This window comes from Erythrobacter sp. S249 (assembly GCF_057364975.1).
The window spans coordinates 2,048,387-2,069,721 of the sequence record NZ_CP200287.1 but is presented as its reverse complement, the minus strand read 5'-3'; the positions used below and the strand labels follow the sequence as shown (position 1 = coordinate 2,069,721).

22 protein-coding genes and 1 pseudogene are annotated in these 21,335 nt (G+C 60.4%); 15 read left to right on the top strand and 8 right to left on the bottom strand.

Annotation, left to right across the window (positions count from 1 at the left end; genetic code table 11):
• Window positions 1-129: 129 nt before the first annotated feature.
• The gene (locus AC0V6V_RS09830; protein WP_486165202.1) at window positions 130-1,716 is read right to left on the bottom strand and encodes a helicase HerA-like domain-containing protein; all 1,587 of its coding nucleotides are present in this window, start codon (window positions 1,714-1,716) and stop codon (window positions 130-132) included.
• 147 nt (window positions 1,717-1,863) lie between these two features.
• Here AC0V6V_RS09830 and pabB point away from each other — a divergent pair, with 147 nt between their 5' ends.
• From pabB to AC0V6V_RS09805, 5 genes are all read left to right on the top strand, one after another.
• Window positions 1,864-3,735 (top strand): aminodeoxychorismate synthase component I, encoded by a 1,872-nt coding sequence (gene pabB / locus AC0V6V_RS09825; protein WP_486165201.1) that lies wholly within the window; start codon window positions 1,864-1,866, stop codon window positions 3,733-3,735.
• Between the two features lie 14 nt (window positions 3,736-3,749).
• On the top strand, window positions 3,750-4,475 hold the full coding sequence (locus AC0V6V_RS09820; RefSeq protein ID WP_486165200.1) for an RluA family pseudouridine synthase: 726 nt from the start codon (window positions 3,750-3,752) through the stop codon (window positions 4,473-4,475).
• On the top strand, window positions 4,468-4,884 hold the full coding sequence (arfB, locus tag AC0V6V_RS09815) for an alternative ribosome rescue aminoacyl-tRNA hydrolase ArfB (protein ID WP_486165199.1): 417 nt from the start codon (window positions 4,468-4,470) through the stop codon (window positions 4,882-4,884). Before AC0V6V_RS09820 ends, arfB begins: the two co-directional genes overlap by 8 nt.
• A 157-nt stretch (window positions 4,885-5,041) precedes the next feature.
• A complete protein-coding gene (gene rpmG, locus AC0V6V_RS09810) occupies window positions 5,042-5,209 on the top strand; it encodes a 50S ribosomal protein L33 (RefSeq protein ID WP_472639973.1) in 168 nt (55 codons plus the stop codon).
• Window positions 5,210-5,433: 224 nt separating this feature from the next.
• Window positions 5,434-6,105, top strand: a complete 672-nt coding sequence (locus AC0V6V_RS09805) for a LolA family protein (RefSeq protein ID WP_486165198.1) — start codon at window positions 5,434-5,436, stop codon at window positions 6,103-6,105.
• Window positions 6,106-6,545: 440 nt separating this feature from the next.
• Here AC0V6V_RS09805 and AC0V6V_RS09800 read toward each other — a convergent pair whose 3' ends face one another.
• Window positions 6,546-8,000: an alkaline phosphatase gene (locus AC0V6V_RS09800; protein ID WP_486165197.1), complete on the bottom strand. Its 1,455-nt coding sequence runs from the start codon at window positions 7,998-8,000 to the stop codon at window positions 6,546-6,548.
• Between the two features lie 135 nt (window positions 8,001-8,135).
• Between AC0V6V_RS09800 and AC0V6V_RS09795 the strand changes: the two genes are divergently transcribed.
• From AC0V6V_RS09795 to AC0V6V_RS09785, 3 genes are all read left to right on the top strand, one after another.
• Window positions 8,136-8,939 carry an exodeoxyribonuclease III gene (locus tag AC0V6V_RS09795; RefSeq protein ID WP_486165196.1) on the top strand — a complete coding sequence of 268 codons (804 nt, stop codon included), beginning with the start codon at window positions 8,136-8,138 and terminating at the stop codon, window positions 8,937-8,939.
• Between the two features lie 104 nt (window positions 8,940-9,043).
• Entirely contained in the window at window positions 9,044-10,015 is a 972-nt protein-coding gene (ribA, locus tag AC0V6V_RS09790; protein ID WP_486165195.1) for a GTP cyclohydrolase II, read from the top strand.
• Window positions 10,012-10,512, top strand: coding sequence for a GNAT family N-acetyltransferase (locus AC0V6V_RS09785; protein WP_486165194.1), 501 nt, complete (start codon window positions 10,012-10,014; stop codon window positions 10,510-10,512). The genes ribA and AC0V6V_RS09785 overlap by 4 nt, the downstream gene beginning before the upstream one ends.
• A gap of 18 nt (window positions 10,513-10,530) precedes the next feature.
• On the opposite strand, the gene AC0V6V_RS09780 is transcribed toward AC0V6V_RS09785, so the two are convergent.
• Window positions 10,531-11,472, bottom strand: coding sequence for a right-handed parallel beta-helix repeat-containing protein (locus tag AC0V6V_RS09780; RefSeq protein WP_486165193.1), 942 nt, complete (start codon window positions 11,470-11,472; stop codon window positions 10,531-10,533).
• A 191-nt stretch (window positions 11,473-11,663) separates the two neighbouring features.
• Between AC0V6V_RS09780 and AC0V6V_RS09775 the strand changes: the two genes are divergently transcribed.
• The 6 genes and pseudogenes from AC0V6V_RS09775 (at window position 11,664) to AC0V6V_RS09750 (ending at window position 17,029) form a co-directional block, all read left to right on the top strand.
• Window positions 11,664-12,017, top strand: a complete 354-nt coding sequence (locus AC0V6V_RS09775) for a hypothetical protein (RefSeq protein WP_486165192.1) — start codon at window positions 11,664-11,666, stop codon at window positions 12,015-12,017.
• An 8-nt stretch (window positions 12,018-12,025) separates the two neighbouring features.
• On the top strand, window positions 12,026-12,334 hold the full coding sequence (locus AC0V6V_RS09770) for a hypothetical protein (RefSeq protein ID WP_486165191.1): 309 nt from the start codon (window positions 12,026-12,028) through the stop codon (window positions 12,332-12,334).
• A 62-nt stretch (window positions 12,335-12,396) separates the two neighbouring features.
• Window positions 12,397-13,558, top strand: a pseudogene (locus tag AC0V6V_RS09765) (acyl-CoA dehydrogenase family protein).
• Window positions 13,559-13,615: 57 nt separating this feature from the next.
• Entirely contained in the window at window positions 13,616-14,848 is a 1,233-nt protein-coding gene (locus tag AC0V6V_RS09760; protein WP_486165189.1) for a CoA transferase, read from the top strand.
• 103 nt (window positions 14,849-14,951) lie between these two features.
• A complete protein-coding gene (locus AC0V6V_RS09755) occupies window positions 14,952-16,178 on the top strand; it encodes an acetyl-CoA C-acetyltransferase (RefSeq protein WP_486166315.1) in 1,227 nt (408 codons plus the stop codon).
• Window positions 16,178-17,029: an HTD2 family dehydratase gene (locus AC0V6V_RS09750; protein ID WP_486165188.1), complete on the top strand. Its 852-nt coding sequence runs from the start codon at window positions 16,178-16,180 to the stop codon at window positions 17,027-17,029. The genes AC0V6V_RS09755 and AC0V6V_RS09750 overlap by 1 nt, the downstream gene beginning before the upstream one ends.
• 7 nt (window positions 17,030-17,036) lie before the next feature.
• On the opposite strand, the gene AC0V6V_RS09745 is transcribed toward AC0V6V_RS09750, so the two are convergent.
• The 3 genes from AC0V6V_RS09745 to ppk2 are packed head-to-tail and all read right to left on the bottom strand — an operon-like array spanning window position 17,037 to window position 19,007.
• On the bottom strand, window positions 17,037-17,237 hold the full coding sequence (locus AC0V6V_RS09745) for a type II toxin-antitoxin system antitoxin (RefSeq protein WP_486137610.1): 201 nt from the start codon (window positions 17,235-17,237) through the stop codon (window positions 17,037-17,039).
• 22 nt (window positions 17,238-17,259) lie between these two features.
• Window positions 17,260-18,177, bottom strand: coding sequence for an SPFH domain-containing protein (locus AC0V6V_RS09740; protein ID WP_486165187.1), 918 nt, complete (start codon window positions 18,175-18,177; stop codon window positions 17,260-17,262).
• A 56-nt stretch (window positions 18,178-18,233) separates the two neighbouring features.
• A complete protein-coding gene (gene ppk2 / locus AC0V6V_RS09735) occupies window positions 18,234-19,007 on the bottom strand; it encodes a polyphosphate kinase 2 (RefSeq protein ID WP_486165186.1) in 774 nt (257 codons plus the stop codon).
• Window positions 19,008-19,071: 64 nt separating this feature from the next.
• On the opposite strand from ppk2, the gene phhA reads away from it, so the two are divergent.
• The gene (gene phhA / locus AC0V6V_RS09730; RefSeq protein ID WP_486165185.1) at window positions 19,072-20,010 is read left to right on the top strand and encodes a phenylalanine 4-monooxygenase; all 939 of its coding nucleotides are present in this window, start codon (window positions 19,072-19,074) and stop codon (window positions 20,008-20,010) included.
• Window positions 20,011-20,149: 139 nt separating this feature from the next.
• Here the strand turns inward: phhA and AC0V6V_RS09725 are convergent, their stop codons facing one another.
• Together AC0V6V_RS09725 and AC0V6V_RS09720 are read right to left on the bottom strand one after the other, a co-directional pair.
• Window positions 20,150-20,401 carry a hypothetical protein gene (locus AC0V6V_RS09725; RefSeq protein ID WP_486165184.1) on the bottom strand — a complete coding sequence of 84 codons (252 nt, stop codon included), beginning with the start codon at window positions 20,399-20,401 and terminating at the stop codon, window positions 20,150-20,152.
• Between the two features lie 19 nt (window positions 20,402-20,420).
• Window positions 20,421-21,266: an undecaprenyl-diphosphate phosphatase gene (locus tag AC0V6V_RS09720; protein ID WP_486165183.1), complete on the bottom strand. Its 846-nt coding sequence runs from the start codon at window positions 21,264-21,266 to the stop codon at window positions 20,421-20,423.
• Between the last annotated feature and the right edge of the window lie 69 nt (window positions 21,267-21,335).

Sequence of the window (21,335 nt, the reverse complement as noted above, 5' to 3'; positions counted from 1 at the left end):
ATTTGGTTCGCAGGCGTCGGCGAAAATTGATCCGTTTGAGAACCGGCGCGCAGCGTGCTTACAGCACGTGAGCACCGGAAGCACAGAACGGGTCGATTTGCAGCAAGCATGCGGGCCAAAGCCCCGTGATCAGCGCATCAAGCCGCCGATGAGGTTCCTCACAAACCGCCCGGCTACTGGTCCAGCCAGATCGGTGGCGATGGAACCAGCCGCAGATGTGATCCCGGATCGCATTGGGTTGGCGCGCGATTTCTTGCCGAGGATCGCAGAGGCTGCAGCGCCGGCCATTCCGCCTGCGGCCACCTTCGTGCCGCGCGATATGGCCTTTTCCCACATGCTCTTGGTCTTGCGCGGGCGCTTGCGCACCTCTTCCTCGCCTTGCTCCTCGACCTCTTGCGCGGTCTCGACGGCATCGGCGCTTTTCGCGGCCAGAATTTCCTCTGCGCTCTCGCGGTCGATCGCCTCGTCATATTTGTTTTCAAACGGGCTGATCGACTGAATGATCGCGCGCTCTTTGGCGGTGACCGGGCCGAGGCGCGAACGCGGCGGCTTGATCAAAGTGCGCTGTACGATGGTCGGCGCGCCGTCTTCGTCGAGGGTCGATACCAGCGCTTCACCCACTTTCAGTTCCGTGATGGCTTCCTCGACATCGAGATCCGGGTTGATCCGGAAGGTTTCCGCCGCCGCCTTGATCGCGCGCTGATCACGCGGGGTGAAGGCGCGCAAGGCATGCTGCACGCGGTTGCCGAGTTGGCCCGCGACCTCTTCAGGAATGTCGATCGGGTTTTGCGTGACGAAGAATACGCCAACGCCTTTTGAACGGATCAGGCGAACGACCTGTTCAATCTTCTCCTCCAGCGCTTTTGGCGCATCGTCGAACAGCAAGTGCGCTTCATCAAAGAAGAAGACGAGCTTGGGTTTTTCAGGATCGCCGACCTCGGGCAGGCTCTCAAACAGCTCCGCCAGCAGCCACAGCAGGAAGGTGGCGTAGAGCTTCGGGCTGCGCATCAGCTTATCCGCCGCGAGCACATTCACGATGCCGCGCCCGGTCTCATCACATTGCAGAAAGTCGTCGATCTCGAGCGCAGGTTCGCCAAAGAAATAATCCGCGCCCTGCGCTTCAAAGCTCAGCAGCTGACGCTGGATCGCGCCGACCGATTGCTTCGACACATTGCCATATTTGCCCGAGAGTTCCTTGGCGTTCTCATTCGCCCATTGCAGCATGCTTTGCAGATCGCCAAAATCGAGCAGCAGCAGGCCATTGTCGTCCGCATGGCGGAAGATGATTTGTAGCACCCCTTCCTGCGTGTCGTTGAGATCGAGCAGGCGGGCGAGCAGCAGCGGCCCCATTTCAGAAATGGTGGTGCGGATCGGATGGCCTTGCTCGCCATACAGATCCCAGAAAACCACTGGGTTATCGGAATAATCATAGTCGTCCATGCCGAGCTCTTTGGCGCGGCCTTCAAGCTTGTCGGCGTGCTTGAACTTCGCGCTGCCGGGCATGGCGATACCGGACAGATCGCCCTTCACATCGGCAACGAACACCGGCACGCCATTGGCAGAAAAGCTTTCGGCCAGACCTTGCAAGGTCACCGTCTTACCCGTGCCGGTTGCGCCTGCGATCAACCCGTGACGGTTCGCCCGACTGAGCGCTAGATGCTGGTTCTCGCCATTGCTGCCCAGCCCCAGAAAGATTTCGCCCGGTTTATCGCTCATGTTCGCAAAACGCCCTTTTTTATCATTTTGTCTTGCCGAATGTGTGAAGTGAGAGGGCCAAGCGGTCAAGGTGTCGCTTGCACGCGGCAACGTATGCAGCGACATAGGTGGTCGACTTGAAGCGTGGATACTCTAAAGGCTGGGCATATGGGTGAGGTGACTGCGTTTATTCTGCTGGACGATGCGCGCGAGGAAAATGCAGACAGCGCCGCCGCTGCGCCTGCGCGCCTGTATGAAAACCCACGACAAATCTTTGCCGCCCACCGCCCAGACGAGGTGGAACGCGCTCTGGTTGATGCGCGCGCTGCGCAGGCTGAGCACGGCGGAGAGCTCGCCGGTTATATCGCCTATGAAGCGGGCCTCGCGCTCGAGCCAAAGCTCGCAAAACTCGCCGTCAGCCGCAGCGGCGCGAACGGTCCGCTGGTGTGGTTTGGCCTGTTTGATGCGGCCCAGGAAATTCCCGCTTGCAATGTGCCGGGCTGGCTGGCGGCGCGCGCTGAGGACAGCGGCACAGACGCGGGCAGCGCGGGCGCATCTTCCATCGGTCCGCTCGACCCTCAGCTTTCCCCCGGAGGATACGCCAAAGCGTTCGAGGCCTTGCAAGAGGCGATCCGCGCAGGCGATATTTATCAGGCCAATCTTACCTATCCGCTCGCCGGGTCATATCGCGGCGATCCGCTGGCGATCTATGCCCAGCTGCGCAGCGCGGCGAGCGCTGGTTATGGCGGGATCGTGTTTGACGGCTCGCACTGGCTGCTGAGCTTCTCGCCAGAGCTGTTCGTCGCGCTCGATGGCAAAGACGCCAAAGCCAAACCGATGAAGGGCACGCGCCCACGCGGAGCCGATGCAGCGTCCGATGCGGCACTGGCGGATGATCTGGCGACGTCGGAGAAGGATAAAGCCGAAAACCTGATGATTGTTGATCTGATGCGCAACGATCTCAGCCGCATTTCAGAGCCCGGCAGCGTGCGCGTTGACAAGCCCTTTGCGGTCGAGAGCTATCCGACATTGCATCAAATGGTCTCCACCGTCCGCGCCCGCCTGACCGCGGACAATGGCCCGGTTGATCTGGTGCGCGCCCTGTTTCCCTGCGGTTCGATCACCGGCGCGCCGAAAATTCGCGCGATGGAACTGATCGGTGATTATGAGCGCGATGCGCGCGGGCCCTATTGCGGCGCGATTGGCCGGATTGATGCAGATGGCTCGGCGGCCTTCAATGTGGCTATTCGAACCCTGCGCCTGACCCCGATTGAGAACGCGCAAGGCAATGCCGTGCTGGGCGTAGGCTCCGCTATTGTTGCCGATAGTGAGATGATTGCAGAGCGGCGCGAGAGCGAGGTGAAAGCTGGCTTCGTACGGCGCGCCTCGCCCGATCACACCGCCCCGCAAGTGGACCTGATTGAGACCATGCGGTTTGAGCCGGAAAGCGGGATCGACCTGCTGGAGCTGCATCTGGGCCGCATGAAAGCGAGCGCGGCGACGCTTGGCTTTTCGTTTGATCGCCACGCTGCGCGCAATCAGATCCAGGCGCTGTGCTTTGATCTGGAGGCGGCGTGCAAGGTTCGCCTGCTCGTCTCTCGGCTCGGCTCGCTCGCTTTGGAAACAGGCCCGCTGCCCGCTCCCAAAGACAATGGCTTTGAGTGCATCGCTCTACCGCTGCCGCTGGATCCGTCCGATTGGCGATTGGCACACAAGACGTCCGATCGCAGCTTTTACGAAGACGGGCTGTCGGCTGCGCGCGCCCACGGCGCGGATGAAGCCATCTTTGTGCGCGACGATGGCCTCGTGACGGAAGGCAGTTTCAGCAATATCTTTGTGGCGAAAGACGCAGGCGATAAGGATAGCGTGCTGCTGACCCCGCCCGCCACGCTCGGTCTGCTGCCCGGCATTCTGCGCCAACACCTGATCGCTGAAGGCCGCGCGGTCGAAGCGCAGCTCACACTTGCCGACCTCGAAAATGGTTTTGTGCTAGGCAATGCCTTGCGCGGGCTAAATCCAGCCCGGCTCAAACTTTCATAAAGGCGCCCTGCCCAATGCTCCCGATATTGTTCGAAGATGGCGAGGCTCTCGTGATCGATAAGCCTGCCGGCCTGCCAGTGGATCGTCCGCGCCGCGGCGGACCCTGCCTGTTCGATCACCTCGATGAGCTGAAGCTGGGGTTTCAGCGGTTGCCGCATGCGGTTCACCGACTGGATACAGACACCAGCGGATGCCTGCTGCTGGCTCGCAATCCCAAGGCGCTCAAACGCTTCAACAAGGCGTTTGAAAACCGCGCCGTATCCAAGACCTATCTGGCCGTGCTCGACGCGGTGCCAGCGGAAACGTCTGGCACGATTGAACTGGCGCTCTCAAAGATCAGCTCACCGGAAAAGGGCTGGCGCATGATCGCGGCGAAAAAGGGCAAGCCTGCAATCTCGCATTGGGAGGTGCTGCAGACCATTGGCGAGGGCGATAAGCAGCGCTCCCTAATCCGCTTTCGCCCAGAGACCGGGCGCACGCACCAATTGCGGGTTCATGCGCTGCTGGGCCTAGGCGCGCCGTTGCTGGGCGATCCGGTTTACGGCCCGGTGCGCGGTCAGAACAAGGGCGCACGCCGCACCATGCTGCACGCTGAAACCATTGGCATCGCGCGCAGCACCAAGCCGACGATCACCGCCCATGCTCCCTTTCCAGAGGATTTCGTGCGCGCTGGCCTGACCGCGCCGGAACCGCCCGAAGTGGCCGAACCCACCATCAACGCCGAACAGGACGATGGATAAAGACCTGCTCGAACGCGCGCACGCCCAAGCGCAGGAGAGCTTCCTCGCAGGCTCCGGCCCCGGCGGGCAGAACGCCAATAAGGTCGCGACTGAAGTGCAGCTGCGCGTTAATATCTACGCCCTGCGCCTGCCGCCCCCGGTTTTCGCACGGCTCAGAACGCTTGCGGGCAGCAAGCTGACGGCGGCGGGCGAACTGCTGATCACGGCGCGCGAACACCGCACTCAAGAGGCCAATCGCGGCCTTGCACGAGAGAAGCTGGAGAACCTGCTGGAGGAGGCCCATAAACAGCCCAAACGCCGGGCGAAAACCCGGATCAACCGGGTGGGCAAGACCAAGCGCCTCAAATCGAAGAAAGCGCGCGGCACGGTGAAGGCCAATCGCAGCAAACCCAGCCGCTCTGATTGGTAGGCTCACGCCCACGCCGAATAGTCAGATTTGCTTGACTCTGAGCGGTGAATCGATAAATGGCGCGGCTTGCAAGGCGATGCTCCGCGCGTCGCCTGATTTTTTTCGGCTCAAACGCGCTTAGTTGGGTGGGCCCACCAGATAGAATTAGGATAACGCGATGGCGAAGCCCGCAACCGTCAAGATCAAGCTCGTCTCGACCGCCGACACGGGTTTTTATTACACGACCAAAAAGAACCCGCGCAACATCACCGAAAAGATGGTGTTCCGTAAGTACGATCCGGTTGTTCGTAAGCACGTCGAATTCAAAGAAGCCAAAATCAAGTAAGCTTCTGACCGCAGCTCTGCAGCGGGCCTTGGCCCGGCAGATTGCCTGCGGTGCTTCCAGATCTTCAGCGGATGCGCCCCGCATATGGCGTCCACTACCGCGCTTCGGCGCGGTTTTGCGTTGTATGGCGCAGGCTGCGCTGTAACTGGCGCGCTTAAGCGCTTGCAAAACGCTCAGTTCAGCCGCAGTTCAACGCCAACGCATTAATCGCACAGGTTATGAGCATGAACATTTTTAGATATTCAAAGCCGCTTGCCGCCACCGCCGCGAGCGCAGCCGCCATTGCCGCAGCCTTTGGCTTGCCAGCAGAAACCAGCTTTGCCCCCGCGCCGCCTGCTTATGCGCAGGCGAATGACCTAGACGTAGCCGCTGGCGCATTGCGCGCGATCTCGACCATGAAGGCGGATTTCTCGCAGATTGATCGTCAGGGCAATGTCATCGCAGGCGAAATGACGCTGAAACGGCCGGGTAAGATCCGCTTCGAATATGAGAAGGGGACCGATCTGCTTGTCGTCTCCAACGGCAAATCGCTCTATTTGATCGATTACACCGTTGATCAGGTTGAACGCTGGCCAATCCAGAACTCGCCGCTCGGCGCGCTGCTTGATCCCACGCGCGATGTGAAGAAATTCGGCAAGATGATGCCGACCGGCAATGACGATGTGATCAGCGTCGAAGTGCGCGATCCCAAGCGGCCCGAATTTGGCGTGATCAATATGATCTTTGTCCGCGATGGCACGGCGCCTGGCGGATGGCAGTTGACCCACTGGGTGGCGCTTGATTCGCAGAATCACCGCACCACCGTTCGGCTAAAGAATCATCGCTATGGAATGTCCGTTGCTGACAGCGCCTTTCGATTCAGAGATCCGCGCAAATCATCTCGTCGGCCAGGTTGAACGGTTTAACCGCGTTTAGTTGTAGGAATACGACAAACTCCGGCACATATTCATTTACCTGTAAGGCGAATAGGCGTAATTTTCTTTTGCAAATCGGTTGAGGGCGGGTTTCCCCCCTGTTGCCCCAACCCTCGTTCAGACTGATTTGTACAAGCGTGACGAACGCTCACATGGAACCCTCGCCCCATTGCCCCCGGGGTGAGGGTTTTTTGTTGGATATTCTCTGTGCCCTCAAGCGCCGGGCGCAGGCCATCCGGCCTTAGCGGTCCGCTGGTTACAGACCCAACCAGCTCGATCTCATAGGCTTGGTCGCGGAGCACGGCGCGCAGCGCCGCAAGGCCCTTGCGGCCGCCCGCAGCGACGCGATCTCTGATCGCATCAGCGAGGATATCGCGCGCCGGACGGCGTGCGGAAAAGAAAATCAGGCGACCTGCGTGGTTTTATTCCCAGCCAAACGCATTGCGGATGATATCGTACACCACATTCTGCTCGATCACGCCGCGCGCTTTGTCTGCTCCGGGGCCCTGAGCATAAAGCGCCACGTCTTCGCCAGCGTGCGTTTCGCTACCAAGCGGAATTGCCGCTTGTTGCTGTGCATTTACGCCGGTTTCCGGCGCGGGTCGCTCGCTGTGATCATGCAGCGCGCCGGGGCCGTTCCAATACCCCAATGTTGTGTAAGGCTTTCCATCCTCTGCAAGCGTGGGCTCGTCTGGGTTGGAAATATCACCTTCTGGCGGAACGACGAGGCCGAGAATGTCATTTCCGCGCCGCGGATAGCCAGAGATGGTGAACACATGGCTGTGATCCGCCGTCACCATGATCAGCGTTTCTTCCGGGTCCGTGTTTTCGATCGCATATTGGATCGCATTGGCAAACTCGACCGTTTCTTCCAATGCAAAGCCCGCCTTGCCCGCATGGTGGCCGTGATCGATCCGGCCGCTTTCGACCATCAGGTAATAGCCCTCTGGATCAGTTTTCAGCCGTGCAATTGCTTGGCTGGTCATCTCGGTCAGGGTCGGCTCGCTCGCGCCTTTGTCACTGCCGTCCATGCGCTCTGCCATGTAGGTCATGTGGCTACCGGAGAAGAGGCCCAGCACAGGCTTGTCGGTTGGAGCAGCGGCCAAGGCGTCCTTGTCGCGCACAAACGTGCCGCCCGTGCGCGCAACCCATAGGCCTGGGAGATTGGCCGTGGCCTCCGAGCGGCGCCCGCCGACGTCACTGCCGTAAAACGCGCCGAGCCCTCCGCCCAGCGCGACCTCAAAGCTAGAGCCGATCAGCTGCGTCGCAATATCCTCACAACCTTTTCCGCGCTCATCCTCTGGGATGGCGGCATCCGCCTCCCAATTGCGGTCGGGGCTGCGGGCATAGACGCTCGCCGGTGTCGCATGGGTGATCCGCGCGGTGGAGACGATGCCCAGCGCAAGGCCGCGCTGTTTCACTTCTTCGCCGAGCAGCGGCAGGGGATTCGCCAGACCGGATGCGCAGTCTCCGCGCTCCGCCTCTGGCCCGACCCCCAGCACGCCGATTTTGGTCTTCTTGCCCGAATGCATCGCAGTGGCAGTGCCTGCGCTATCGGGCACCTGCGCGTTGGTGTTGTAGGTCTTCACCAGCGCGACATTGTCAAACTTTTCAAACGGAAGGACATATTCCTCGCCCGATTGCCCGCGCTTTTGCCCTGCATAGATCCGCGCGGCAGTAATCGTCGAAATGCCCATGCCATCACCTATGAACAGGATGACGTTCTTCGCTTTCTTTTCAGCCGCAATTTCCTCGTTTGATGGCGGTGGCAACGTCGAAGCACTCGCCACGCCTTGGCGGCTTTCTGGATTAGAGCATGCGCCCAAAGACAGCGCTGTCCCAGCGAGGATCAAGCCGAAAGTGCGGGTGAGTGACATAATTGGGCCTCCGAAAAACAATGCGTCCTCGCTATCCGCATCTGATGCTACAGGAAAGTGAAACTACAGCATGATCCATCGCTTTTCTCTCATCGCGGCTTGCTAAGGCGATATGTGCGAACCTAAAGCAATCGCATGATCTCTATCGCCACTTGGAATATCAACTCTGTCCGCCTGCGCCTCCCCCAGGTTGAGCGCTTTCTGACCGAGCATTCGCCCGACGTCCTGTGCCTGCAGGAAATCAAATGTCAGGAGCATCAATTTCCCGCCGATGCGCTGGCGAAGCTGGGGTACGAACACATCGCGGTGCACGGACAGAAAGGCTATCACGGCGTGGCCACCATCAGCCGGGTGCCACTGCGCGAATATTCGCGGCACGATTGGCAGGCCAATGGTGAGGCACGCCATGTCGGCGTTGAGCTGCTCGATGCGCCAGATGGCAACGCCCTGATGTGCCTCGACAATGTCTATGTGCCCGCTGGCGGCGATGTGCCCGACCGCGAAGTGAACGCAAAGTTTGGTCAGAAGCTCGATTTTCTGGCCCGCATGACCGATTGGGCGGGCTCGATTGATCAGCCCACCATGATCGTCGGCGATTTCAACATCGCTCCGCTGGAAAGCGACGTTTGGGGTCACAAACAGCTCTTGAAAGTCGTCAGCCACACTCCGCTGGAGGTGGACACTTTGGACAAGTTCAAGGCGGCCCATGATTGGGTCGATGTCGGGCGTGAGTTCATCAAAGACCCAGAGCGGTATTACAGCTGGTGGTCCTACCGCTCGCCCGACTACCGCAAGAATGATCGCGGGCGCAGGCTCGATCACATGTGGGCGAGCCCGGCGCTGGCGGCTAAGGCATCCGGCCACCGCATCGTGGAGGATGCACGCAGCTGGGAAAAGCCATCTGATCACATTCCGCTGATCACAGAGTTTTCGCTCTGAACGAGGCGCCCGCCTCTGATCCTTCACCCGCTCGGCGCGCGGCGCAAGCGGTCGATGCCCTGCGCCATGGCTGGCCCTTGGCCTTTGTCGGTGGGCCCGTTCTGTTGCCGGTAGAAACCGCGATCGCGCGGGAGGCCACCGCCCCGCAAATGCTGATTTCAGCGGCACGGGCTGCAACCTTAAAGCTTGCCAATCAGCGCGCCGCCGCTGTCCCGCATGCCCCAGTGCTGATCTGCGGCGGGGAGCCTTTTGGGCTGCGCGAGGCATTGCCGATTGCGGACCCGGCGCTGGATCTGCGCAACCCGCTAAAGGGACCCTTTCGCGCGGAAAGCTTGAACTGGGAAGAGACCGCCGCCGCCGCGCTGGAACTGGCGCGGATTGCGGGAATACTGCCCGCCTTTCTGGTCAATCCCGACAATGCCGGTGAGGCGCAAAGTATCGCGGCCACCGACCTTGCCCATTATTCCGAAACCGGGGCGCTCAGCATCGCAACCAGGGCTCGGCTGCCGGTGAGCGCCAGTGAAACAGCAGAGATTGTTGCCTTCCGCTCTAGCGCCGATACGCGCGAGCATGTGGCGCTGATCATTGGCACACAAAGCGGCGACAAACAGCCGCTAGTCCGCCTCCATTCCGAATGCCTGACCGGCGATATACTGGGCAGCCTCAAATGCGATTGCGGGCCTCAGCTTGACGCCGCGCTGGCCGCCATGGCCGACGAGGCTGCATCGGGCGGTTGGGGCGTGCTGCTGTATTTGCGGCAAGAAGGCCGCGGCATTGGCCTCATCAACAAGCTGCGCGCCTACAGCCTGCAAGACGCCGGGTTTGACACGGTGGAGGCCAATGAGCGCCTAGGCCTGCCCGATGAAGCGCGCGATTTTCCTGTGGCGGCGCGAATGCTGGAGCTGCTCGGTGCACGTACCATTCGCCTGATGACCAACAATCCGCGCAAGGTTGAAGCGCTCACCGCAGCGGGCGTGACCATCAGCGAGCGCGTGCAACACCAGCTGCCCGACAACCCGTTCAACACGCACTACCTGGCGACCAAGCGCGACAAATCAGGGCATTTGCTGAAATGACGGCGATCACCATCCGGCCCGAGGCTCCCGGTGATGAAGGCACAATCCATGCGATCACGGAAGCTGCCTTTCGCCCGATGCCGTTCAGCAATGGCAGCGAGCCCGGTATCATCGATCAATTGCGCAAGGACGGCGATCTAACGCTGTCCCTGGTCGCGGAGGATGCCGCGCAAATCGTCGGCCATATTGCCTTCTCGCCGGTGACGATCGCGGACGGCGCAAAGGGTTGGTTTGGCCTCGGCCCGCTCGCCGTGCGTCCAGAATTGCAAGGGCAGGATATTGGCGGGCGGCTGATCCGGCGCGGCATTGCGGACATGCGAGAATTCGGCGCAAGCGGCATCATTCTGATTGGCAGCACGGACTATTACCCGCGCTTCGGCTTCAAGCATGAGCCGCAGCTGACCTATGCAGGCGGGCCTGCGGAATACTTCCAATGCCTGCTGCTGACAGGCGACCTGCCCAAAGGCGAGGTCAAATACGCGCCCGCATTTGGGTGAAGCCCAGCCTCCCGAGCCTTAGCGCTGTTGATATTGCGTCACGCCGTCCATCAAACGGTTGCCTGACATCACCACTTTTGATCCGGTCCAATCAGCCAAAAACGCGCTGGAACGGCTGAGGCCGGGTACAAAGCGCGCCTCATTGTTCTGAACCCGCAGGCCATCGGATGGATGGATTACCGTCTCTGCGCCTAGCGCGATAAAGGCGGAATAGTTCTCTTTATCGCGGCCTTGCACAAACCAATTGCCGGTGATCGTGCCGCGCGCACCGGCGGGCAGGTCGATCATGTAATTGGTCCCGCGCCCGCTCGCATCGTCGAACGAATTGCCACGGATCGTCACCTTGCCAGAGCGTGCCTTCACATAATGCCCGCCGGTTCCGCGTTCGAAGCGGCTGTCGACCACCGAAAGTTCGCCATAATTGCCGACATAGATCGAATGCGCGCAGCCAGCCGAATGCTCGCACGTGCCGAGCCCGCTAAAGGTCGAGCGGGCGATATAGATGAAACCGCGCGCGTCGTCGGCGGTGAGGATTCCTTGCTGGCTGTCTTCAAAGCGCGAATAGGCAATGTTGAGACTGCCGCGCTCAAGCCGTATCCCAGCGCCATTGCCATCACCGACAGAAATGCCGCGGAATGTGATCCCGCGAATTTCAGCGCCCGCACCGCGCAGCACCAGCGCCGCTTTGCCTTCGCAGGCGGTGCGTTCAAAAACGGCGCTGCCCGCCTTTTCAGCCGTGTAAGTGATCACGCCCGCTTCCTGAACCGCACATTGGCGATAGGTGCCCGGAGCCACTGATATGGTGGCTTTGCCTGATCCGACCGCGCTTACAGCACTTTGCAGCGACCCATAGGAACGTCCGGTCTCAACAATGGTGAAATCCCCGCCGCCCTGTTGAGCGACAGCGGAAGGAGCCCAAATTGCGAGGGCCAAGGCGGATACAGCGAGTTTTTTGTTCATGAACGCAATAATAGCAGCAGCTTGGCCCCGCGCCGCCGGGCAATCGCCCTGCGTCCCTGCGCGGTACAACTATCGGCCAGAATATTGAATTCGCGCTTGGCGTTCGGGGCCTCAGGCGGCTACACCAGCGCCGGGCAAGGGTGGGGACACGCCCTACCAAAACAAATCAGGGTCACTCAGGAGGAAAACCCATGAAGAAACTAACAAGCATAATCGCTGTGGCTGGAGCCACTTTTGCACTCGCCGCCTGCGGCAGCGCGGACGATGCATCGGTCGATGCCACCGCTGATACGGTTGAGATGCCAGCGGATGATGCGCTTGAGCCAATCGTAGACGAGCCGGTTGAAGACGGCGCAGCGGTTGCTGAAGACATTGATCCAGCGGACACTGCCGTGGACGAGGCAACCGCCACCGAAGCCGCAGACGCAGCCGCAGTGGTAGCCGACGAAGCAGCCGCCGCAGCTGAAGCCGCCGAAGCGGCTAGCTCGAGCCTAGATGAAGTCGCCGACGCAGCGGAAAATGCTGCTGAAGCAGTGACCGAGTAATCCACTCAATGATCGGGAAGCGGGCATTGGCAGATCGCAGCGAAAACAGCCGCGCCGCCGCCCGCTTCCCATTTTCGCGCGCCGCGATTGGCGCGCCGATCTCGCTGGCTCTGGCTGCTTGCGGCGGCGGAGGCAGTGATACGGGCCCCGGCGCAGTGAGCGAAGGTGAGGCCCAAGCGCTCGATGAAGCCGCTGAAATGCTGGATGAGCGGCGACTGCCGCCAGAGGTGCTGCCCACAGCTGCGCCCGTCGTTCCAGACCCATCTGAAACAACCGGCGAAAGCGCAGAAGAAAGCACAAGCGACAATCCGCAATAGCTCCCCCGCATAAGCGCCAAAGGACGATACCGATAATGAGTGCAGGCCAAGCCAACGCTGGAATGGATCACGACACGTTTGAGCAATTCGCCGAGCAACTCGACCGCTATGTCAAAGAGCGCCTGATCCCGGGCGAAAACGACGTCATCAGAAAACGATGCGATCCCGCCAGAGATTGTCGATGAGATGCGCGACATGGGCCTGTTCGGGATTTCCGTACCTGAAGAATATGGCGGCGCAGGCCTAAACACCCGCCAATATGCCCGCGTTGTCAACGCCATGAGCTACGCCGCGCCCGCCTATCGCTCAATCTTCTCAATCAATGTTGGCATGTTTGCGAGCGCACTCAAGAACGGCGCCACCGAGGCGCAGCGGGCCGAATGGTACCCAAAGCTGGTCGAAGGCAAGATCGCTTGCTTTGGCCTAACTGAACCGGGTTCGGGCAGCGACAGCGCCGGCCTGCAAACCACCGCGACCCCTGATCCCGATGGCAATGGCTGGGTGCTGAATGGCACCAAGCGTTACATCACCAATGCCCCGCATGCCGATGTCGCCCTGATCATGGCGCGGACCGAAAAAGAGAACCTGCCCAAAAACGCCCATGTCAGCGCGTTTCTGGTGCCGATGGACACTCCGGGCATTTCCACCGGATCGCCGGATAAGAAGATGGGCCAATCCGGCAGCCATATCTCCGACATCATGCTCGATGATGTGAAGATCCCCGGCGATGCTTTGCTGGGCGGAGAAACCGGCAAGGGTTTCCGCTTTGCGATGCAGAGCCTCGACAATGGCCGCATTTCAGTGGGCGCGGCGGCAACCGGCTATGCCCGGCGCGCGCTCAATTCCGCCCTGCGCTATGCCAATGAACGCCAAGCCTTTGGTGAGCCGATTGCACGCTTTCAATTGATCCAAGCGATGCTGGCCGACAGCGAAACCGAAATTTATGCGGCTGAATGCATGATGCGCGATGTGACCGAACGCGCGGATCGCGGCGAGAATATCATCACCAAGGCGGCCGCATTCAAAGTCTTCGCATCGGAAATGTGTGGCCGCGTCGTGGACAGAGTCGTGCAGATTTATGGCGGCGCGGGCTACCTCGCTGAATATGACGCAGAGCGCTTCTACCGCGATGCGCGGATTTACCGGATTTACGAGGGCACCACGCAAATTCTCCAGCTTCAAATTGCCAAGCATATGCTGCGCGAGTGGGAGAAGAATGTTTGAATAGGTGCGGGTGGCTTGGTCCGCGAGCGGTAGCTAACCGCTAAGACAGGAAACACTATGTACCAACTGCTCAATGACCTCTCGATCGTCGAAGTCTCCAGCTTTGTCGCATCGCCAACCGCTGGCCTGTATTGCGCGCAAATGGGCGCTGAGGTGATCCGCGTCGATCACAAGGCAGGCGGGCTCGATTACGACCGCTATATGCTGACCGAAGAAGGCCGCAGCCTCTCTTGGGAGAACCTCAACCGCGCCAAAAAGTCGGTCGCGCTCGACCTGCGCTCTGGCGAGGGGCGTGAGCTGTGTGTCGAGCTGGCCGCGAAGACCGGGCAGTGCATCACCAACCTGCCGGAAAAGAGCTTCCTCAGCCACGCGGCGATGCAGGCGAAGCGTGACGATATGATCTCGGTTCGCATCATGGGCTGGCACGATGGCAGGCAGGCAATGGATTTCACCGTCAACGCCGCCGCTGGATATCCGCTGATGACGGGACCGGAAGAATGGGACGCCAAGACTGCGCCGCCGGTCAGCCAGCCGCTGCCCGCATGGGACTTCATCACCGGTGCCTATTCAGCCTTTGCCTTGATGACGGCGCTTCATAATCGCACCGCAACTGGACACGGCGCAGAAATGCGCGTGCCCCTGGGCGATGTCGCGATTGGGACGATGGCAAATTCGGGCACCCTTGCTGAAATGCTTTATCGCGGATCGGACCGCGAGCGGCTGGGCAATGCGATCTGGGGTGCGTTCGGGCGCGATTTTCAGACCATGTGCGGCACCCGCTTTATGGTCGCCGCGCTCACACCAAAGCAGTGGACTGGCCTGGTCAAGGCATTCGAAGTGTCGGCGCAAATCACCGCGCTTGAGACTGAACTGGGTGTTGATTTCAACGCCGGTGACCGGCCTAGGTTTGAGAACCGCCACCGCCTATTCGACCTGTTTCAAAGCGCAGCGGAAACCCAAGATTATTGGACGCTTTCTGCCCGCATGGCGGCCGAGGGCTGCACCTTTGAGAAATACCGCTCGCACCATGAGGCCTCAACCGACCCGGTGCTGGTGGACGACAATCCGCTGTTCGGCCCCTCGCCTGCGAACCCATCGGGCTTCGAATATCCGGCGACCCGCAGCTTTGCGAATATGCCGGAGCATGAGGCCGGAGACCCCGCGCCTGCGCCTTTCCTTGGCCAGCATTCCGAAGAAGTGCTCGCTGAGCGGCTCGGCCTATCATCGGGCGCTATTGCTAAACTGGTGGATGCAGGAACTGTGGCCCTCTCAGATAAAGACCGCACCTAGAAACCGCATGTGCTGAGCTTGTCGAAGCACTACACTTTCTTCTAGCTGCGTGCACAAAGTGAAGAGCAGCCCTTCGACAAGCTCAGGGCAAACGGAGATTTGAATGTCGAGAAGAGCAGCCATCGTTTCCCCCCTCCGCACCCCCGTAGGCAAGTTTCTGGGCGGGCTCTCCAGCCTCGACGCCGGGCAATTGGGCGCGGTCATTCTCGAGGCGCTGGTGGAACGCAGCGGGATTGATCCGGCCCGCGTCGACGACGTCGTCTTCTCCCAAGGATACGGCAATGGCGAAGCGCCCGCGATCGGGCACTGGGCCTGGCTTGCGGCGGGTCTGCCTCTCGAAGTGCCGGGATATCAGCTTGACCGCCGCTGCGGATCAGGTCTGCAAGCGGTCGCCAATGCGGCGATGATGGTTGAGACCGGTATGGCCGACGTTGTGGTCGCGGGCGGGTGCGAGAGCATGTCGAACGTCGAACACTACACCATCCAAGGACGCGGCGGCGCGCGCATGGGCGACATCACCCTGCATGATCGCTTGTCTCGCGGGCGGTTAATGAGCCAGCCAATCGAGCGCTTTGGCGTGATCACCGGCATGATTGAGACGGCGGAAAACCTCGCCAAGGATTATGAAATCACCCGCGAACAAGCCGACGCTTTTGCCGTGCGCAGCCACCAGAACGCCGCCGCCGCATGGGAAGCTGGCAAGTTCGATGAGCAATTGGTGACGGTCGATGTGCCGCAGCGGCGAGGCGACCCCATCACAGTCGCGCGTGACGAAGGTTTCCGCGCTGATGCCACCGAAGAAAGCCTCGCGAAATTGCGCGCGCTCGACCTGAAGCGTGATCCCGACGCCATCGTCACCGCTGGCAATGCCAGCCAGCAGAATGACGCAGCGGCGGCATGCCTGGTGGTGGCCGAGGACAAGCTTGAAGAATTGGGCCTGGAGCCAAGCCTGTGGTTTGGCGGATGGGCGGCGGCGGGCTGCGACCCGAGCCGCATGGGCATCGGCCCCGTCCCAGCGACGCAGCGCCTGTTCGAACGGCGCGGATACTCCTGGGACGACATTGACCTCGTCGAGCTCAACGAGGCCTTCGCCCCGCAAGTGCTGGCAGTGCTCAAGGGCTGGGGCTGGTCCGAGGATGACAGCCGCCGCGCGATCCTCAACGTCAATGGTTCGGGTATCTCTCTCGGCCACCCAATTGGCGCGACCGGCGGACGCATTCTTGCCGACATGGCCGCTGAGATGCATCGGCGCGGCGCGCGGTACGGGCTGGAGACGATGTGCATTGGCGGCGGGCAAGGCATCGCTGCCGTATTTGAGCGAGCAGTCTGATGAGCGAATGGGACGCATGGATCGGGCGCGAACAGCGCAGCTCTGACAGGCTCGACGAGGGGCTAGCTGCGCGCTGGCTGGCGACATTTGATCTGCCCAAGCCAGAGCCCGCGCTGATGCCGCAAGGCATTCACCTAGCCCTATGTACGCCCGATGCCCCAACCGCGAACCTGGGCGAAGATGGCCATCCCGCCCGAGATGACAGCGCGGGCAGCTTCCTACCGCCGGTGCCAATGCCGCGCCGGATGTGGGCCTCCAGCGCGATCAGGTTCGTCTCCCCAATCCCTCTTGGCGCGAGCATTGCCCGCACCAGCCGAGTGCTATCAGTCGATGCAAAATCGGGCGGTTCGGGCGAGCTGGTGTTCGTCAATGTCGGACACGAGACGAGCGCAAACGGCACGCTCGCCGTAAGCGAGACGCAGACTCTGGTTTTCCGCGAGGCTGCACCGGCAGATGCACCGCTCTCGCCGCCAAAGCTTGGAGAGGGCACGTTCGATCCATCCGAGTGGGACGCGCACCGTGAGCTAACGCCGGACCCGCGCCTGCTGTTTCGATACTCAGCGCTGACCTTCAACTCGCACCGCATCCATTATGACGCACCCTATGCTGAGGTGCAGGAGCGCTATCGCGGATTGGTGGTGCATGGGCCGCTAACTGCATCGCTGTTGCTGCAATTGGCCGCGCGCGAACTTGGCGAAAACAAGCTGCGCAGTTTCAGCTTTCGCGGGGCTTCGCCAGCGGTCGCCGATGAGCCGCTGCACCTGGTGATGCGGCGATCTGATGATGGCTATGAAATGGGCGCCTTTTCCGCCGATGGCCGCCAAGTCACAAAGGCGAAGGCGAGCACTTAAGCCCGCCCTAATCCTGCTTCGGCGGCCGCCCGCGGCGGGGCGGCTCGCTCTTTTCCAGCTTGATCCCGCGTGCTGATAAAGCCTCGCGCAGGAGCATTTCAATCTCGGCATTGGCCGAGCGCAATTCGGCGGCAGCGAGGCGTTCTATCGCCGCATGCACCGCCGGATCGAGTCTCAGCGCAAAAGCCTTTTTCTTCGGTGCAGCCATGGCTGCCTCCCGTTGTCACGGTTTATTGATAGAGCGTACCGGCGTTGACGACTGGTTGTGCTTCGCGGTCCCCGCACAGGACAATCATCAGGTTGGAAACCATCGCCGCGCGGCGCTCATCATCCAGCTCGACGATGCCATCGCTAGAGAGCTTGGACAGCGCATCTTCGACCATGCCGACCGCGCCGATCACGACCTTCTTACGCGCAGCAATCACCGCATCGGCTTGCTGACGGCGCAGCATGGCGCCGGCGATTTCCGGCGCATAGGCGAGGTGGGTAAGGCCCGCTTCATCGACGATGATCCCGGCCACGATCAGGCGCTCATTGAGCTCCTCACGCAGTTCCGCGTTCACGATATCGGCGCTGCCGCGCAGGGTCGTTTCGTCCTCATCCGACATATCATCATAGGGGTGGCGCGCGCCCACGGTGCGCAGCCCTGCCTCGATCTGGATGTTCACAAACTCTTTGTAATCATCGACATCAAACACCGCCTGCGCGCTGTCAGAGACACGCCACACGACATTGCAAGCAACCTCAATCGGGTTGCCGCGCAGATCGTTGATCTTGACCTTCTCAGAGTGGATGTTGTGCGCGCGGACGCTGACTTTCTTCTTGATCATCCACGGCCAGACCCATTGCAGGCCCTCTTTGCGCACGGTGCCGCGATATTCGCCAAACAGGGTGATCACCGCTGCCTGATTGGGCTGGATCATGAAAAAGCCGATTGCGCCGATCAGTACAACTGTAATTCCCAGCGCGATCGTGCCGACAAACGCCAGCTTTTCTGGCTTGGTCGCGCCGCTTTCTGGCACCGCGCCAAATATGACGAAGAGCACCGCAGCGGTGACCACGGCCAGCACCGCGAGCATGACGTAGCCATTATAGGCCGATCCCGCTCGCTCGCTGCTGCGGGTCATAATGTTGGTTGTGTCGGACATTCCATGCCTCCTTTGATATAATTATGATATCATATTTATATCATGAGGCGGTTTTGTCAATCTGAATCGGGAAAGTCGGCAAGCGGCTCGATCACGCCGTAGCTTTCCGCCTTGGGCGCGCTGCTCAGCGCTGGAAAATCGATCTCTGGCGGTTCCACATGCGTGTCCGGCAAGCGGTCGAGCAGATCACGAATCAGCGTCAGCCGCCCACGCTTCTGATCGTTGAAATCCACCAAGGTCCATGGCGCATTGTCGGTATGCGTTGCGCGCAGCATGGCCTCGCGGGCGCGGGTGTAATCATCATATTTCTCGCGCGCAGCCAGATCGACTGGCGACAATTTCCAACGCTTCAATGGATCTTCGAGCCGCTCGGCCAGTCGCTCCTCCTGCCGTTCCTGATCCGTCGTCAGCCAATATTTGAACAACAGAATGCCATCATCGGTCAGCATTTTTTCAAACACGGGCGCCTGCTCCAGAAAGGCGGAAACTTGGGCCTTGTTCGCATAGCCCATCACATCTTCCACGCCCGCGCGGTTGTACCAAGACCGGTCGAACAGCACGATCTCGCCTGCGCAGGGCAAATGCCCGATATAGCGCTGGAAATACCACTGCGTCTGCTCTTCATCGGTCGGCTTGCTGAGCGCGACGGTGCGGCATTGGCGCGGGTTGAGCTTGTCTCGCACCGCCCGGATCGCGCCGCCCTTGCCAGCTGTATCGCGCCCTTCGAACAACACCACGATCCGCGCGCCTGTTGTGCGCGCCCAGCGCGCCATTCCAACCAGTTCCTCGGTCAGCGGCTCCAGCGCCTCGCGAAATTTCTTACCCTTCATGCGCCTGCCTCTCTTGAGCGATTTACCCTTGCACTATCGCGGTGGTAGTCCAAATCTGAAGGCCATGGCTACACTAAGCGAACCTGAAACCGATTTTGCGCGCCTCCCCGAACTGCCGGAGGACGTTTTTACCGCGCCGCTGAAAAAACCTGACCATTTGGGTGAGGATTGGATTGAGCCGGTGCAAGCGCATTACCGATCGGAAGATCACGCGATCTGGAACGATCTCTTTGCGCGCCAGATGAAGGTGCTGCCCGGACGCGCGGCAACCGCCTTTATGGCGGGCCTGGAAAAGCTCGACCTGGGGCGCGGCGGCGTGCCAGAATTTGGCAAATTGTCAGAGGAATTGAATGCATTGACCGGCTGGACAGTTGTGCCGGTCCCGATGCTGATCCCCGATCACGTGTTTTTCTGGCACCTCGCCAATCGCCGCTTTCCCGCAGGCAATTTCATCCGCACGCGCGAGACCTTTGACTACATCCAGGAACCCGACGTGTTCCACGATGTGTTCGGCCATGTGCCGATGCTGACCGACCCGGTGTTCGCCGATTACATGCAGGAATATGGCCGGGCCGGGTGGAAGGCGATGCGTTACAACCGCCTAAAGGCGCTGGGCGCGCTCTATTGGTACACGGTTGAGTTCGGCCTTCTCGAAGAGACGGACGGCATCAAGGCTTACGGCGCTGGGATATTGTCCGGCCCCACAGAGGTGGTGTTTGCGACCGAGGCGAAGAGCCCCAACCGCATCATGCTCAATGTCGACCGGGCCATGCGCACCGACTATGTGATCAGCGATCTGCAGCCGACATATTTTGTGATTGAGAGCTTCGAAGACCTCTATCGCCAGACAGTGGAGCGCGATTTTGACCGGCTCTATCGCAGCTTAGCTGCCAGCTTCACCTATGCGAACAGCGCAGTCATCGATGTCGACAATGTGGTGAACCGCGGAAGCCAAGAATATCACTTGCGCGGCGGGCGCGGGAGCAATGCGGAGCCTATCTGACCTCAAACGCCGGCGGCTGCATCCGCAGCCTTGGCTTTTCCTCGCTCATGCGACCTGAAGGTCGCGTCGCTGCGGGCGGGCACAAGGCCCTTGCACTCGCCTTCGGCTCGCGAAATCCCTCTCAACCGCGCACCTTTTTCTAAAACTTCACCACGAAGATGAGGTTATAGGCCGCTAGCACGACCAGCGCCGCGAGTGCGGCCACGCCCAGCGCCAGCCAGCCGAGCGCGCCAAGCAGCGCGCCTCCGTTCATCACTAACCCGCCAATCGCGCTCGCCAACAGACCAAGCCCGATATTGCGGAAAATGCCGCCCGCATCCTCTGTGCGGGCCAGAATCGACGCGAACCAGCCCAGCATCGCGCCCATCACGATCAATATGAGAATTGCCATTAGTCGCTCCTCGCGCGCTCTAGAAAATGATCAGCAAGGCGGCGCCCATCGCCACGCGGTACAGCACGAAGACCAGCATTGATGCCTTCTTCAGGAAGTTCATCAAGAACGCCATCGTCAAAAATGCCGCGATGAATGTGAGAACGCCGGCAATCAGCGCGTCCCAAGCCAGCGTTGCCCCAGCCTCAAAAATCTCAGGCACAATCAGCACACCGGCTCCCGCAACCGCAGGGATCGAAAGCAGGAAGGAAAAGCGCGCCGATTCAAACCGGCTGTACCCAAGCGCGCGGGCCGCCGTCATGGTAACGCCCGACCGGCTCGTGCCCGGTATGATCGCCAGCGCCTGCGCGAGACCAACGAGCAAGCCGTCGCGCCACGTCATGTTTTCAAACGCCTTATCCTCGCGCCCAAAAAAATCGGCCACGCCCAATAGGATACCGTAGAAAATAAGGTTGAAGGCGATCAGATCAGTGAAGCGGATCGAGGCCATCAAATCACCATCAACAATGGTGACGCCAAACACGCTTTCCGCAAGTCCATTGAACAGGCCCATCTTGATCGACAGGCCAAACACAACCGCCGGGATCGTGCCAACCACAATCCACCAGAACAATTTGCGCGCCTCTGGGGCTTGCCCAATCCCAATACTGGCAAATCCGCCGCGCGCGAGCACGACCACATCCTTGAAGAAATAGACAATGATCGCGAGCAGAGAGCCGACATGGACCGCGACATCGATCAGCGGGCCCTGGTCCGAAAAGTCGGTCAGATAGGGGATGAGAATCAGATGGCCTGACGAGGAAATCGGCAGGAATTCCGTGATTCCCTGGACGACTGCAATCAGGAGTAATTGTAGGAAAGTCATGACGTCACTGCCTTGGCATGCGTCGGTGCCAAGTCAACTTTTTGTTGAATTTCACGCCTAGAACCAGGC

Bases quoted from the DNA above. Each gene is read 5' to 3' on its own strand.
- AC0V6V_RS09830 (WP_486165202.1), bottom strand. From the start codon at position 1,716: ATGAGCGATAAACCGGGCGAAATCTTTCTGGGGCTGGGCAGCAATGGC.
- pabB (WP_486165201.1), top strand. From the start codon at position 1,864: ATGGGTGAGGTGACTGCGTTTATTCTGCTGGACGATGCGCGCGAGGAA.
- AC0V6V_RS09820 (WP_486165200.1), top strand. From the start codon at position 3,750: ATGCTCCCGATATTGTTCGAAGATGGCGAGGCTCTCGTGATCGATAAG.
- arfB (WP_486165199.1), top strand. From the start codon at position 4,468: ATGGATAAAGACCTGCTCGAACGCGCGCACGCCCAAGCGCAGGAGAGC.
- rpmG (WP_472639973.1), top strand. From the start codon at position 5,042: ATGGCGAAGCCCGCAACCGTCAAGATCAAGCTCGTCTCGACCGCCGAC.
- AC0V6V_RS09805 (WP_486165198.1), top strand. From the start codon at position 5,434: ATGAACATTTTTAGATATTCAAAGCCGCTTGCCGCCACCGCCGCGAGC.
- AC0V6V_RS09800 (WP_486165197.1), bottom strand. From the start codon at position 8,000: ATGTCACTCACCCGCACTTTCGGCTTGATCCTCGCTGGGACAGCGCTG.
- AC0V6V_RS09795 (WP_486165196.1), top strand. From the start codon at position 8,136: ATGATCTCTATCGCCACTTGGAATATCAACTCTGTCCGCCTGCGCCTC.
- AC0V6V_RS09785 (WP_486165194.1), top strand. From the start codon at position 10,012: ATGACGGCGATCACCATCCGGCCCGAGGCTCCCGGTGATGAAGGCACA.
- AC0V6V_RS09780 (WP_486165193.1), bottom strand. From the start codon at position 11,472: ATGAACAAAAAACTCGCTGTATCCGCCTTGGCCCTCGCAATTTGGGCT.
- AC0V6V_RS09775 (WP_486165192.1), top strand. From the start codon at position 11,664: ATGAAGAAACTAACAAGCATAATCGCTGTGGCTGGAGCCACTTTTGCA.
- AC0V6V_RS09770 (WP_486165191.1), top strand. From the start codon at position 12,026: ATGATCGGGAAGCGGGCATTGGCAGATCGCAGCGAAAACAGCCGCGCC.
- AC0V6V_RS09760 (WP_486165189.1), top strand. From the start codon at position 13,616: ATGTACCAACTGCTCAATGACCTCTCGATCGTCGAAGTCTCCAGCTTT.
- AC0V6V_RS09755 (WP_486166315.1), top strand. From the start codon at position 14,952: ATGTCGAGAAGAGCAGCCATCGTTTCCCCCCTCCGCACCCCCGTAGGC.
- AC0V6V_RS09750 (WP_486165188.1), top strand. From the start codon at position 16,178: ATGAGCGAATGGGACGCATGGATCGGGCGCGAACAGCGCAGCTCTGAC.
- AC0V6V_RS09745 (WP_486137610.1), bottom strand. From the start codon at position 17,237: ATGGCTGCACCGAAGAAAAAGGCTTTTGCGCTGAGACTCGATCCGGCG.
- AC0V6V_RS09740 (WP_486165187.1), bottom strand. From the start codon at position 18,177: ATGTCCGACACAACCAACATTATGACCCGCAGCAGCGAGCGAGCGGGA.
- ppk2 (WP_486165186.1), bottom strand. From the start codon at position 19,007: ATGAAGGGTAAGAAATTTCGCGAGGCGCTGGAGCCGCTGACCGAGGAA.
- phhA (WP_486165185.1), top strand. From the start codon at position 19,072: ATGGCTACACTAAGCGAACCTGAAACCGATTTTGCGCGCCTCCCCGAA.
- AC0V6V_RS09725 (WP_486165184.1), bottom strand. From the start codon at position 20,401: ATGGCAATTCTCATATTGATCGTGATGGGCGCGATGCTGGGCTGGTTC.
- AC0V6V_RS09720 (WP_486165183.1), bottom strand. From the start codon at position 21,266: ATGACTTTCCTACAATTACTCCTGATTGCAGTCGTCCAGGGAATCACG.